Origin of the sequence: Paenibacillus sp. FSL R5-0912, from assembly GCF_000758605.1 — a bacterium.
In the GTDB taxonomy this organism is placed as follows: Bacteria; Bacillota; Bacilli; order Paenibacillales; family Paenibacillaceae; genus Paenibacillus_AQ.
Genome location: NZ_CP009282.1, coordinates 1,560,626 through 1,573,485, shown reverse-complemented (window position 1 = coordinate 1,573,485; position 12,860 = coordinate 1,560,626). Strand labels below are relative to the sequence as shown.

At 51.3% G+C, this 12,860-nt stretch carries 14 protein-coding genes; 5 read left to right on the top strand and 9 right to left on the bottom strand.

Annotated features, from left to right (window positions below):
* The first annotated feature begins 179 nt into the window (after positions 1-179).
* The 4 genes from R50912_RS06835 to R50912_RS36175 all read left to right on the top strand — a co-directional run bounded on the left by R50912_RS06835 (position 180) and on the right by R50912_RS36175 (position 2,897).
* On the top strand, positions 180-422 hold the full coding sequence (locus R50912_RS06835; RefSeq protein WP_042134498.1) for a FeoA family protein: 243 nt from the start codon (positions 180-182) through the stop codon (positions 420-422).
* Positions 419-2,431: a ferrous iron transport protein B gene (gene feoB / locus R50912_RS06830; protein WP_042134496.1), complete on the top strand. Its 2,013-nt coding sequence runs from the start codon at positions 419-421 to the stop codon at positions 2,429-2,431. Before R50912_RS06835 ends, feoB begins: the two co-directional genes overlap by 4 nt.
* 43 nt (positions 2,432-2,474) lie before the next feature.
* On the top strand, positions 2,475-2,657 hold the full coding sequence (locus R50912_RS06825) for a FeoB-associated Cys-rich membrane protein (protein WP_039301473.1): 183 nt from the start codon (positions 2,475-2,477) through the stop codon (positions 2,655-2,657).
* Between the two features lie 108 nt (positions 2,658-2,765).
* Positions 2,766-2,897: a hypothetical protein gene (locus R50912_RS36175; protein ID WP_256704057.1), complete on the top strand. Its 132-nt coding sequence runs from the start codon at positions 2,766-2,768 to the stop codon at positions 2,895-2,897.
* A 112-nt stretch (positions 2,898-3,009) separates the two neighbouring features.
* On the opposite strand, the gene R50912_RS06820 is transcribed toward R50912_RS36175, so the two are convergent.
* From R50912_RS06820 to leuB, 5 genes are all read right to left on the bottom strand, one after another.
* The gene (locus R50912_RS06820) at positions 3,010-4,554 is read right to left on the bottom strand and encodes a leucyl aminopeptidase (RefSeq protein WP_042233419.1); all 1,545 of its coding nucleotides are present in this window, start codon (positions 4,552-4,554) and stop codon (positions 3,010-3,012) included.
* A gap of 145 nt (positions 4,555-4,699) precedes the next feature.
* Entirely contained in the window at positions 4,700-5,803 is a 1,104-nt protein-coding gene (locus tag R50912_RS06815; RefSeq protein WP_042233416.1) for an ATP-binding protein, read from the bottom strand.
* 331 nt (positions 5,804-6,134) lie between these two features.
* The gene (locus R50912_RS06810; RefSeq protein WP_039301477.1) at positions 6,135-6,542 is read right to left on the bottom strand and encodes a hypothetical protein; all 408 of its coding nucleotides are present in this window, start codon (positions 6,540-6,542) and stop codon (positions 6,135-6,137) included.
* 227 nt (positions 6,543-6,769) lie between these two features.
* Entirely contained in the window at positions 6,770-7,309 is a 540-nt protein-coding gene (locus tag R50912_RS06805; RefSeq protein ID WP_039301479.1) for a peroxiredoxin, read from the bottom strand.
* Between the two features lie 238 nt (positions 7,310-7,547).
* On the bottom strand, positions 7,548-8,630 hold the full coding sequence (leuB, locus tag R50912_RS06800) for a 3-isopropylmalate dehydrogenase (protein ID WP_042233414.1): 1,083 nt from the start codon (positions 8,628-8,630) through the stop codon (positions 7,548-7,550).
* A gap of 240 nt (positions 8,631-8,870) precedes the next feature.
* Between leuB and R50912_RS06795 the strand changes: the two genes are divergently transcribed.
* Complete coding sequence (locus tag R50912_RS06795; protein WP_042233412.1) at positions 8,871-9,851, top strand: aldo/keto reductase; 981 nt, start codon at positions 8,871-8,873, stop codon at positions 9,849-9,851.
* A gap of 102 nt (positions 9,852-9,953) precedes the next feature.
* Here R50912_RS06795 and R50912_RS06790 read toward each other — a convergent pair whose 3' ends face one another.
* The 4 genes from R50912_RS06790 to R50912_RS06775 all read right to left on the bottom strand — a co-directional run bounded on the left by R50912_RS06790 (position 9,954) and on the right by R50912_RS06775 (position 12,687).
* Positions 9,954-11,042: a DUF4097 family beta strand repeat-containing protein gene (locus tag R50912_RS06790; protein WP_042233410.1), complete on the bottom strand. Its 1,089-nt coding sequence runs from the start codon at positions 11,040-11,042 to the stop codon at positions 9,954-9,956.
* 19 nt (positions 11,043-11,061) lie between these two features.
* Complete coding sequence (locus tag R50912_RS06785; protein ID WP_042233408.1) at positions 11,062-11,559, bottom strand: hypothetical protein; 498 nt, start codon at positions 11,557-11,559, stop codon at positions 11,062-11,064.
* A 124-nt stretch (positions 11,560-11,683) separates the two neighbouring features.
* A complete protein-coding gene (locus tag R50912_RS06780; protein ID WP_042233407.1) occupies positions 11,684-12,148 on the bottom strand; it encodes a zf-HC2 domain-containing protein in 465 nt (154 codons plus the stop codon).
* Positions 12,145-12,687 (bottom strand): RNA polymerase sigma factor, encoded by a 543-nt coding sequence (locus R50912_RS06775; RefSeq protein ID WP_042233405.1) that lies wholly within the window; start codon positions 12,685-12,687, stop codon positions 12,145-12,147. The genes R50912_RS06780 and R50912_RS06775 overlap by 4 nt, the downstream gene beginning before the upstream one ends.
* Positions 12,688-12,860: the final 173 nt, after the last annotated feature.

The following is a 12,860-nucleotide window of genomic DNA, read 5'->3' as shown; positions in this document are numbered from 1 at the left end:
TTACATTATCGTTCAATCATACTTTAATGAAGAATAAATTGTAAAGAAAATTTCAGTAATTTCCATATAGATTTCAGGAGATCAATACAATGATATTAGTCACAGTAAAGTTCCTAACAAAATGCTACAGTACAAGAAATAATTGAGATTGATTATCAATCTCTCTCGGAGGGATTACAATGGCTTCTGCATCCTGCTCCTTGCTGCGCTTACAACCGGGCACTACCGGCTCTATTTATAGAATCGAAGGCATGAACCCCATCTTGCGCCGCCGCCTTGCCGATCTGGGAGTATCCGAAGGTGTAATGATCCGCCTGAAGGGTAAAGGTCCTTTTATGGGCCCCATTACGCTGGAATGCAACGGTCAATTATTCGCTATCCGCCGGAAGGAAGCTTCGATGATTGAGGTGAAAGTTTCATGAGCTCCATCGCCCTTGTAGGGAACCCAAACACCGGAAAGACCTCGCTTTTCAATACACTCACATCTTCGTATGAATATGTCGGGAACTGGGCAGGCGTTACTGTTGAGAAGAAGGTCGGCAGCCTGAAGAACGGAGCCGGCAAGCTGATCGATTTGCCCGGAATCTATTCACTTCATCCGCTCTCCCGCGATGAGGGCGTAGCCGCCCAATATCTGATCGAAGAATCACCCGAAGCACTCATCAATATTGTCGATGCATCACAATTGGAACGAAATCTGCTGCTTACCCTGCAGCTGCTCGAATACGGCAAGCCGATTGTACTCGGATTGAACATGATCGATGTTGCCAATGCCCGCGGAATTCAGGTCAACCCTGAAGTACTGCAGGCACAGCTTGGGATAACCGTGTTACCGCTGATTGCCAGAACAGGCAAAGGCAGCAGCCAGGTGCTCAGCGTTCTGGAGAAGCCGGCTAATATTCCGCCTGTGAGCTTCCATCTGAATTATGGTGAACTCGTTGAAGCGACGATAGCTTCTATTTCAAATCAACTGCAGCAGATCTCCGGGCTGCCTAACCTGCGCTGGGTTTCCCTGCAGCTGATGGAGCAGAATCCGGTAGTACTGGAGCTGCTCAAGAAACGTATGGATACTTCTGAGCTGATGCTCCTCTGCGATGCCTGCCAGACCCAGCTGCAAAAGCAGAAGCTGGCGCTTACCCTCCCGCAATGGATCCGCTCCATCCGCATGGACTACATCCGCAGTGTATGCGCGGCGGCCATCGATGCGACGAAGCAGAAGCCGCATAATCTGACGGAGCGGCTGGATTCCATCCTGACTCACCGTTTTCTGGGATTGCCTCTGTTTATCGTCTTTATGTATGCTATGTTCAAAACGACCTTTGACTGGGCAGGCGGACCTTTATCGGATCTTCTGGACGGCTTCATTGGGGGCCCTCTCAGTGACGGAGCCAACTCATTGCTGCAGGCGATCGGTGCATCAGGCTTTACTCATGCTTTGATTGTCGATGGTATTATCGGCGGTGTCGGCGGCGTGCTTGTCTTCGTTCCCCAGATTTTCATTCTGTTCCTGATGATCTCCTTCCTGGAGGATTCCGGTTACATGGCACGCGTCTGCCTGCTGATGGACAGCACGATGGAACGGATGGGCCTGAACGGCAAAGCCTTTATCCCTTTCATTATCGGCTTCGGCTGTAACGTGCCGGCGATTATGGCTGCGCGCAGTATCGAACAGCCCAAAGACCGGATGCTGACAACACTGCTTATGCCGCTGATGTCCTGTTCAGCCCGGCTGCCGGTGTACCTGCTGTTTGCAGCGGTCTTCTTCCCGGCCCGGCAAGCAACGGCGGTGCTGGCGATGTATGTGATGGGAGTAGTCTTCGCCCTGATTCTGTGTAAATTATTCTCCAAACATCTGTTCAAGAATGAATCCTCCATCTTCATCATCGAGCTGCCGCCTTACCGGATGCCGCAGTTCAAGACACTAGGCCGCAGCACCTGGGAGAAGGGCAAAGGCTTCCTGCGTAAAGCAGGAACCATCATTCTTGCCGGTTCGGTCATTATCTGGCTGATGTCCTACGCGGGTCCTGCCGGATTCAATGTAGAGATGGACCACTCGTTCCTGGCCAAATTCGGCGGGCTGATCGCACCGCTGTTGCAGCCGCTCGGCTTCGGCACCTGGCAGGCCGGTTCCACACTGGTTCCCGGCTTCCTCGCCAAAGAGGTTGTGGTCTCCACCATGAATATTATTTACCATGCGCCGGATAGCGCAGGGCTGGAAGGACAAATCGCTTCAGTCTTCACACCGCTTAGTTCGATCAGCTTCATGGCCTTCATCCTGCTCTATATTCCTTGCCTGGCCACGGTCGGAGTAATCAGGAAAGAGACGGCATCCTGGAAATGGACCTTCTTCTCCATGGGATATTCACTGGTACTGGCGTATGCCGTGTCACTGGTTATTTTCCAGGGCGGCCGGCTGTTGGGATGGTCGTAGAGGCAGCAAGTCCAAGATTTACTGAGAGGAAGCGAGAGCAGCAATGATAGTCAATATTCTGATTGTAGCGCTTATCTTCGGGTACTCCGGCTGGATGCTGTACCGTCATGTTCAAAAGGGCAAAGAAGGCGCCTGTGCCGGCTGTGACAAAAGCAAAACCTGTTCGGCCGCATCGCTGGATTCACCTTTGTCCTGCTGCGGAACTACAGCCGATCCCAAACACTAGATCCGTCTGCGTCTCTAGAGAAAAGAATACAATTCGTTTAGAATCCTTGGCATGCGGGTATGTTAGTTATAAGCAATTACAGCCAGACCATACCAAGGAGGAATTACCATGAACACCAAAAAGACATTGTTTACTACGGTAGCATTGGGAGCAGCCTACTTGCTGAAGAATAAGAATACGCGGGACAAGATCATGAATGGGGTCCAGTCCTTTACTGCACAGATGAAAGCCAGAAAATAGGATGTAACTCAAACTAAACTCGCTTCTTTCAATAATAGTCCAAGCTTAAACAGCCGCAGTCCCGGGAATCCTGAGACTGCGGCTGTTTAGCTACATACGGGTCATAACAAGTTTATGAAGAGAACTGTGCAGTATCTGCCTCGAATCCAGAGCCAGGAGCTAAGCGGAGCAGATATTCCAGCAGCGTACGCACCATCACACCCGTTGCCCCCTTGGGGTTCACTCCCCGCTCTTTCGACAAAAATGCCGTTCCGGCAATGTCCAGATGAATCCATGGCAGACCTTCGGCAAATTCGCCGATGAATAATCCGGCTGTAGTAGCTCCGCCGTATCTTCCGGCAGCATTGCGGATATCGGCGACCTCGCTTTTTAGCATCTCGCGGAATTCTGGATAGACGGGCAGGGCCCATATCTGCTCGCCTGACAGCCTGGAGGCCTCCAGAAGCTCCGCCAGGAACTCTTCATCATTCGTTACAGCGCCCGTAGCCACATCGCCCAGAATGGACAAGACGGCCCCGGTTAGCGTGGCGACATCAATAATCCGTTCCGCTCCCCACTCCCGCGCGTACGTGATTGCATCTCCCAGAACCACTCTGCCTTCCGCATCGGTATTCAGCACTTCAATCGTTCTTCCGCTGAGGGAGGTTATAATATCACCAGGTTTAAAAGCATTGCCTGCCGGCATATTCTCCGCCGACGGAATAAGCATGACCACGTTGATCCGGGGGCGCAAACGCCCCAAGGCCTCCATGACTCCGAGTACTGCGGCTGCACCGCCCATGTCACTGATCATATCCTCCATCCCAGGAGCTCTTTTGAGCGAAATACCTCCAGTGTCGAAGGTGATGCCCTTGCCGACAATCCCCACCACATTCTCCCACTGATTGGTTCCCTGATAGCGAATGGCTATCATACGCGGCGGATTCACACTGCCTTTGCCTACGGCCTGTAATCCGCCCATTCCCTTAAGCTCAATCTCACGTTCATCCAGCACCTCAGCAGGAAGGCCGTGGCGTTCGGCTACTTTTATGGCTGCTGCCGCAAGCTCTGAAGGGGTCAGCAGATTACCCGGGAGATTGGTTAAGTCCCTGGCCAGATTCGTCGCTTCCCCAAAAGCCTGCCCCCGCAACATGCCTGTTTTCCATCGCTTATCCTCTGACTCTTCGGACTGACGCTCCATATGCAGCCTTACGGCGCTTAAGCCGGCGTAGCCCGGCTGCTCCAGCTTGTATTGTCTGCGGCGGTAGGCCCCAAGGACCAGGCCTTCTGCAAGGACCTGGCCTGCTGTCTCTGCCTTCAGGGCCTCAGGCAGCTGGTTCAGCTGATCGGGGATCTGCACGATCAGGGTAGCAGCCTTCAGTCTGTGAGCCGCCCTGGCGGCCTGTGCCATCAGCAGCCGCAGGTCATGGGCTGATGCGCTGCCATTGCCGCTTCCGGCCAGAATGACAACCGGCAGCTCCGGACGGCCAGTCACCGGCAGCAGGTGAATTTGCCCCAGCTTGCCGCTAAACAGCCCTGCCCTGGACAACAGGCTGATCCTCTCCGCCCATTCCGCCGAAAGTCCTTCTCCCTGCGCCTGTGCCTCCGAGACTATGAAACATAAGGCATCGCCTTGCAGCGAAGCTGCCTCTGAACCGCTGCTCCATTCAATATTCATGCTGCACCCCTCCACTGACTCACTGTATTATTCCAAATAACGCAGACAGGGCCGATCTCCCGCACATGACCGTGCACTGCAGGAATCAGCCCTTAATATATTGATTATAACCCGGAAGCCTGAAAATACCGAGTCTATTGTGAGATTAATGAATGAGTGGAAGCGAAATCACGAACCGGGTTCCCTCATTCAGCCGGCTGCTGACAGAGATGCAGCCTCCATGATTCTTGATGATACGGTCACTGACCGAGAGTCCTAATCCCGTACCATTCTCCTTCGTGGTAAAGAAAGGATTGAACAGCCTATCCAGTGTGCAGATATCCATGCCCTTGCCATTGTCAGAGATAAAAATCCGCACCTCTGTTCCTTCTTTGCGTGCTCCGACCTCTATTCTGCCCATGGAATCATCCGCTCTCTCCGAGATCGCTTCCATAGCGTTTCGAATCATGTTTAAGACGACCTGCTTCATTTGTTTCGTGTCTCCGGAGATGAACAGATCTTCCTGAAGCACCTGCAGATTAATCTGGCAGCCCTTCATCAGCGCTTCACTCTCTGTAAGCAGAACAACTTCCTTAAGCAGCGCCGAGACAGGAATCATACTGACCTGTGGTACCGATGGCTTGGAGGAAGTCAGAAATTCATGAATAATGTCATTGGCACGATCAATCTCAGCCAATATAATCTTCGCATACTCCTCCTTGCCGAGCAGGTGAAGATGGGGATGCAGCAATTGAATAAAACCCCGGATCGCAGTCAGCGGGTTGCGGATCTCATGGGCAATTGAAGCCGATAATCTGCCGAGCATCGCCAGACTGTCGTTCTGGTATGCTGTCTGTTCAATCAGCTTAAAGTCTGAGATCTCTTTAAGCGTGAACAGGTAGCAGCCCTTCATCTGCTCTCCACTGCAGAGAGAAGCGCGCCAGTACCGGCCATATTCATCTACAAATTCATAGCTTGGCTTACCTTTGACCACCATTTCACGGTAGCTCCGCAATACCTGTTTCTTCTTAAAACGGCTTAATTGAATATGGGCTAACAGATGGTTCAGAGTGCAGCCGAGTAGAGAATGGCGGTTAAGCTCCAGTATACCGTACATCTGCTTATTTACGAACGTCAGAACTCCCTCTTCATCAAAAAGCATAATTCCGCTGTCGATATGCTCCAGAACATCCTCATATGTAGTATCCATCGGTCCAGATTGAAACGTTCTTGCCGGTAAAAGCAAGCTTTCCTGATATTGGCTTATCACGATACGAAGTTCCCCCTTTTACTGCAATTGACGAGACGCTTAAGCGACATCAAATTACTATGTATATGAGTATATGACGAAGCCGCCAGAACATTCGGAAATCGTATTATATTATCCAACCGTTTCAACTATATTCCAATCATATCCAAGAGAAGAAGACAACGCAACCGGAGAAACTGTCGAATGATAAAAATATTCTTAAAATGATTCTTAAGACACATTAAATATCGTTAGAATATTTCGTTTCCTGCAAATACAATGAAAAGAGCCTCCGCATTTCGCGAAGACTCTCCTCTTTTATGACATTCCGTGGAAGCATTAAGCTTGGTATTCAGGCTTTCTGCTGCAGCCGGTGACGCCGCTGACTCATAACCGCCAGACGCTTTTTCAGTTCACGTTCCCATTTGGTATCGCCAATTTGTTTGGCTACGGCCAGCAGGTCAAGCGACATGTCGATTTGGCTGCGCACAATAGCGAGCGGATCCTCGCTCTCCATATTTATCACATTCTCGAAGATCGCTTCCTCATCTTCCATTACATAATCCTGGAAATCAACATCCGTAACTCCGTCGCCATGGGCATATTCTGCCAGGATTTCATATTCATTTTCGACTTTATAATGTACCTCTACCCGGTGGCATACCGGACAAAAAAGCAGGGGAACATTATGGACTTGCGTGCGATAATGCTTTAGGGTCCCCTTAGTTCCAACCATACTCGCTCCACAGCAAAAGCTCATTTTTGTTCACCCTCCTTGATTTTTTCCGTTGAATTCCTATTATTATATTACACAATGGCAGGAGAGATTCCTCTCCTTGAAGCTATATATTAACCTTAACGCCCATTTTCAAACGGCTTGTCCGGTAAGGATGGGCCGTTTGGTGCAAAAAACCCCCTTGCCGGGAAATACTCCCGCAAGGAGGTTCTCTTCGTATATCAAAGATCGCAGCTATGAGGACCGGCAGCTTACAGATTCTTGTCGCCTGGTTTCCAGTTCATAGCGCATAGCCCGCCGGATTGCAGAGCCTGCAGAACACGCAGAGTTTCTTCTACACTGCGGCCTACATCATTGTGGTTAACCACTTGATATTTCAGTTCGCCATCAGGATCGATAATGAACAATCCGCGGAGTGCGATACCTTCTTCTTCGATCAGGACGCCATAATCGCTGGCAACCTTCTTCGTGATATCAGACGCCAGCGGGAAGTTAACCGGACCAAGGCCATTCATATCCTTAGGGGTTGTCAACCAGGCTTTGTGGCTGTGGATGGAGTCGATGCTCACCCCAAGAATTTCTGTATCGAGTTCTGCGAAATCAGCCGCAGCATCACTCAGTGCTGTAATTTCGGTCGGACATACAAATGTGAAATCAAGCGGATAAAAGAAGAATACAAGCCATTTGCCGCGATAGTCGGACAAGCTAACCTTACCGAAATCCTTACCGTCGCCCGTTACTGTCTCCATGAAGAAATCAGGGGCTGGTTTACCTACCAAACGTTCTGCCATTGCTTAAATCCTCCTTTGATTATGTAAGAAAAACAACTACGGTGCCGTTAGCCGGTGCAATATGCTTTTCTTGATTTTGATGGGATGGTTACATTGTTGCTTCTACAGAACAAATGTTATCATCGTACAAAATCAAAGTCAATATTACATTGATTACTTTTTTATAATTATTATAAATAAGCAACATTTTGTGAAGTTTTTCTTCTTACTGCGTCAAAGGAGGGCATATGTGGTAGAACTAGGCTCTGCGGATAGCAGCAACAATCAGATCGCCCATCTCAGTAGTACTGATTGCCTTGCTCTTGTCTACCGCGATATCGCTGGTCCGGTGACCGGCATCGAGCACTTCAGCGACAGCTGCTTCTATGGCAGCCGCTGCCTCTTCGTAGCCGAAGGTCATGCGGAACATCAGCGCAAGCGACAGAATCGTCGCGATCGGATTCGCGAGCCCCTGGCCGGCAATATCAGGCGCAGAGCCGTGTACCGGCTCATAGAGACCGTAGCTGCCTTCTCCCAGTGAAGCGGAAGCCAGCATACCGATGGAACCGGTCAGCATCGCTGCTTCATCACTCAGAATATCTCCGAACATGTTCTCAGTAACGATAACATCGAAGCTCGAAGGGCGGCGCAGCAGCTGCATTGCACAGTTATCCACCAGCACATGCTCCAGCTCTACCTGCGGATATTCCGGTGCCAGTCTGTTTACTACCTCACGCCAGAGGCGCGAGGTCTCCAGCACATTGGCTTTATCGACACTGGCCAGCTTATTCCGGCGTTTGCCGGCAATCTCGAACGCCTGGCGTACAATGCGCTCTACTTCCGTTACGTTGTACACGCAGGTATCAACAGCTTCTTCCCCGTGTTCACCCTGACGGCGCAGCTTCTCACCGAAATAAATACCGCCTGTCAGCTCACGCACCACCATCAGGTCCGTGCCTTCCAGTACTTCCGGTTTCAGCGTTGAAGCATCCTTCAGGCAGTCGAAGACAACTGCAGGACGCAGATTGGAGAACAGACCCAGTGCTTTGCGGATACCCAGCAGTCCCGTTTCCGGGCGCAGCTCCTTCGGGTTGTTATCCCACTTTGGTCCGCCAACGGCTCCCAGGAGTACGGCATCTGCACTGCGGCAGATTTCCAGCGTATCCTCCGGCAGCGGTGTTCCCCGCTCGTCAATGGCAATTCCGCCGAAGAGGGCGTGCTCCGTTTCAAAAGCAAAGCCAAACACTTCTTCCGTTCTTTTCAATACTTTTTCCGCTTCTGCCACAACTTCAGGTCCGATACCGTCCCCGGCAATTACGGCGATTTTCTTAACCTCGCTCATTCCTGTCACTCCTTAGGTAGTCCTGCTGCTCGCAGACATAGTTCTTCTGTATATTGTTGTATCATAACAACAGACAAAGGACAAAGATATAGATTCTATTGAACTGATAGTTTTTCCCTATAAAGGAGGAAGCACTGACTTAATCTGCACAGTTTGCTCTTAAATCTGAAGTTGTTTACAATTAGTATGCAAATGTTGTAAATAACCGTTCATCCATCTTAATGAGGGAGTGATACTAAGGTGCAATATACTAAGCTTGGCAAGTCCGGTATGAAGGTTAGCCGCCTCTGTCTGGGAACGATGAATTTCGGGCCGATTACCGATGAGAAAGAGGCCTTCCGCATCATGGATGCTGCGCTGGACGCCGGAGTCAACTTTTTTGATACCGCTAACGTGTATGGTTGGGGAGAAAATTCAGGCCTGACCGAGACCATTATCGGGCGTTGGTTCAAGCAGGGCGGCGGACGCCGTGAAAAGGTCGTTCTCGCCACTAAGGTCTATGGCGCCATGAGTGACAAGCTGGATGGTCCAAACGATGAGGCCGGCCTCTCCTCTTATATTATCCGCAGGCACCTGGAAGCCTCTCTGCAGCGTCTGCAGACCGATCATGTTGAACTCTACCAGATGCACCATATCGACCGCAACGTGTCGTGGGATGAGCTGTGGGGCGCCTTTGAGCTTGCTGTCAGCCAGGGCAAGATCGGTTATGTCGGCTCCAGTAACTTTGCCGGCTGGGATATTGCCGTAGCCCAGCAGGAAGCGAAGGCCCGCGGGTTCCTGGGACTGGTATCGGAGCAGCATAAATACAGCCTCACCTGCCGTCTGCCGGAGCTGGAGGTCCTGCCTGCGGCCCAGCATCTCGGTCTTGGAATTATCCCGTGGAGCCCGCTTGACGGGGGACTCCTCGGCCGCAATGCCTTGAAGAAGATCGAAGGCAGCCGCAGCGGGGGCAATTCAGAACGTGTAGAGCAGCATAAGAGCCAGCTGGAAGCCTTTGCGGAGCTGAGTCTGGAGCTGGGCGAACCGCAGGATAATCTCGCATTGGCCTGGCTCCTGGCCAATCCTGCGGTGACGGCTCCGATTATAGGACCGCGTACGCTGGAACAATTCGAAAGCGCGCTGCGCAGCTTGGAGATCACCCTGGACGAGTCCGTGCTGAAACGTCTGGACGAGATTTTCCCGGGACCTGGCGGTGCTGCTCCGAAGGCTTATGCTTGGTAAGCAGGGTTTAAGAAGCCAGATCTGACTCCTATTCTATTCTATAGCAGGGCATAAAAAGAGCTGTTCACCGGCAATTATCCGGTAAACAGCTCTTTGTGCAATTTACTCTGCGGTGTCCACCGTCACAGAACCATTACTGGTGGACAAAGTAACCTCATGGGTTCCGCTTCCAAGCACAGCTGTTCCATTGTCATCATCGCCGTCCCAGGTAACATTCCCTTTAAGCGAGCCATTGCTCGTATCCGCATGAATTGTCGCATCCGTAACAGCCGGCAGGCCCACCACAACCTTGCCATTGCTGGATTTCAGCTCCCAGTTGCCTGTCACCGCAGAATTGACCGTAATCTTGCCGTTGCTGCTCTTGGCAGATAAGGAGCCGTCGATATTGCCCAGTGTGATCGCCCCGTTCGAGCTGACCAGCTCCACTTTACCCTGTATATTCTGCACGGTTACTGTACCATTGCTGGTGTGAGCCTCCACGCCTCCGGTAATATCATGGATATCCATTGTCCCGTTGCTGGTGTCCACATCAATGCCTGCCGTCAGACCGGCAGCTTCGATGGATCCGTCGCTGGTCTCTACCTGGGCGGCTAAATTCTGCGGAATGCTGACATTCAGGTAAGGAGCTTTGACATTGATCCCGAATTGAATGTTCGCGAGCCAGCCGGAATCTCCTTCCAGCTCCATGACAATCGTGTCCCCTTCGGTCGTCACTTTCCATTTACGCTCCAGTGCGCTTGCTGCTTCACTGTCCGTATTGCCCGGCAGCTCCAGCTTTCCTTCATACTCAAGGGTGTTTCCTTGCACGCCTTCAATCTTAACCTTGCCGTCAGGCAATTCAATCCGCACATTCTTAATTTCCTGATTCACTTCTACCGTCCCGCTTACCGGGACAAGCGTTGTATTGCCCAAGATACTGCTCAACGAACCGCCGGCCAGTACCGTCTGTGCCCCGCTTGCAGCGACAAGCACGATAATGAGTACAATCGCCCAGCCGCTCACGCGGCTCTTGACATCCGATTTAATGAAGAGCCTAAGCAGCATCTCCAGCCCGAACAGAATAAGCAATGCCGGCCAGATATAGCCCAGCGCCTCGTAAGTGATTACATCGTACTGGGCGAGTACTACAATGACCCCAATCACAATGCAGCCTATCGCGGCGGTAAAGCTGCCGATTTTCCATCTCCCCATGGTTCATTTCCCCATTTCACTATACTTTAGAATTGTTCTTCAGCATTCTCAGTCCATATCCGATCAAGGCAAGAGACAGCAGGATCGCCCCGATGTTCATGTCATTGAGTATTCTCCAGAGGGTTGGGAATGCCGTAATGAGCATTAGCATAATACCCGCTATTACACAGCCTATGCCTACCCATACCGGATTAACATCATCATGCGGATACACCGGAGGTGCCGGCATCCCCATAGTCCAAGGTGCCCCGAAGCTGTCCGGATGGAACATCATCCGCTCATGCTCAGCCGCAGAGAGCTTCATCCAGGCCGCTTTTTGCAGCGCATCGAATAGCTGATAGAACCAGAGTGCTGCCAGCGCGAACGGAAATACGGTGGGCATCGACGGAATGAACATAATACACAGCGATGCTCCAAGCATATACTCAAGACCCAGCTTTTTGAAGCCTAAATACATATGGCCCAGTCCCGGAACCATCGCCAGGAGAAAGGTGAGCCAGCGTCTTTTCTTAATCATATAATACCCTCCTAAAAGTTTTGCGGAACATCCGCTTCTTCGAAATCTTCTTGCAGCAGAGCTGCTTCTATCGTACGCAGGTTTTAGTATGAATTAGCCGGAATAGCCCCTGCGGATTGTTGGATTATTTGCCTTGAGGGCCGAACCAGGCGCTGACTGAAGTGGACATTTGCCCATTAATTTCGGTAATGCCATAGGCAAGGTGTTCGAACACACCGAACTGCAGCAGGAGAAAAGTCAGCCCCACGGCAACGCCATAATGCATCCAGGAGGTTCCCGGGGCGGTACGCCGTCTAGACATTGTTGCTTTAATTACCCGTTCCCTGCGGCCATTCTCCATACGGTCAATCTTAGCCATCACATCCGCTGTAAGATCAGGGAAGTTCATAGGCTGCATTGCTTCCTGGCCAAGGCCGTCCAGCCCTGCTTCCATCTCATTCCACAGCGCTGCGAGACCGCGTGCCTCTTCCAGCCACTGCGCGCAGTCGGGACAGGACTCGGCATGCAGGCGGATTGTCTGCTGCGCCTCAGGCGGCAGCTGGCCATCGATATAATGCGGCATCCATTCTTTTACTGTTGCACAATTCATCGCCATTCCTCCCCGCTTTTGCGCATCATCTGTCTGGCCCGATACAGCTGCGATTCAACCGTTTTGACCGAAATCCCTTTCTGATCGGCAATCTCCTGATACGAGTGTCGCTGAAAGTAGTACAGCTGCACAACCGACCGGTACGGCTCTGTCAGACTGTTCAAATTCTCACCGAGCTCCTGGGAGGCTTCCTTACGGAGCGCCATCTGCTCAGGCGTTTGCGAAGTCACCCAATCATTCTCCGTGTAGTCCGCAGTGCTCCGGTGCCGCCATTCCCGGTCATTGGCCCGTTTCCAGTCCAGACAGGTCCGGTAAGCAATACGGTACAGCCAAGTGGAGAAGGAGGACTGTCCTCTGAAGGAGGGGAGAGCCTTATAGGCTTTGATGAAGACTTCCTGGGCCATATCCTTGGCCGACTCGGCTTCTCCAGTGATTTTGATGCATACACTATATACCATGCCCTGATAACGCGTCACCAGGTGCCCAAAGGCCTGATGCTCTCCGCCGAGCACAGCAGTAATCCACTCCGTCTCTTCCACGTAATTCTCCCCTCCTTCAGTTACATAACGTTAGACGCCGGGCAGGCTGATGCCCCTGCAGGATATGTAGAATTTTTTAAAAATAATTTTTGTAGTCTATTCTACTTTACTATATCCTACATGGAGCTTATCCTCTACAGAAAGGGAATTCCCTTTTCTTGTCGAAATCATTT

Bases quoted from the DNA above. Each gene is read 5' to 3' on its own strand.
- R50912_RS06835 (WP_042134498.1), top strand. From the start codon at position 180: ATGGCTTCTGCATCCTGCTCCTTGCTGCGCTTACAACCGGGCACTACC.
- R50912_RS06780 (WP_042233407.1), bottom strand. From the start codon at position 12,148: ATGAATTGTGCAACAGTAAAAGAATGGATGCCGCATTATATCGATGGC.
- R50912_RS36175 (WP_256704057.1), top strand. From the start codon at position 2,766: ATGAACACCAAAAAGACATTGTTTACTACGGTAGCATTGGGAGCAGCC.
- R50912_RS06790 (WP_042233410.1), bottom strand. From the start codon at position 11,042: ATGGGGAGATGGAAAATCGGCAGCTTTACCGCCGCGATAGGCTGCATT.
- feoB (WP_042134496.1), top strand. From the start codon at position 419: ATGAGCTCCATCGCCCTTGTAGGGAACCCAAACACCGGAAAGACCTCG.
- R50912_RS06805 (WP_039301479.1), bottom strand. From the start codon at position 7,309: ATGGCAGAACGTTTGGTAGGTAAACCAGCCCCTGATTTCTTCATGGAG.
- R50912_RS06825 (WP_039301473.1), top strand. From the start codon at position 2,475: ATGATAGTCAATATTCTGATTGTAGCGCTTATCTTCGGGTACTCCGGC.
- R50912_RS06785 (WP_042233408.1), bottom strand. From the start codon at position 11,559: ATGATTAAGAAAAGACGCTGGCTCACCTTTCTCCTGGCGATGGTTCCG.
- leuB (WP_042233414.1), bottom strand. From the start codon at position 8,630: ATGAGCGAGGTTAAGAAAATCGCCGTAATTGCCGGGGACGGTATCGGA.
- R50912_RS06810 (WP_039301477.1), bottom strand. From the start codon at position 6,542: ATGAGCTTTTGCTGTGGAGCGAGTATGGTTGGAACTAAGGGGACCCTA.
- R50912_RS06820 (WP_042233419.1), bottom strand. From the start codon at position 4,554: ATGAATATTGAATGGAGCAGCGGTTCAGAGGCAGCTTCGCTGCAAGGC.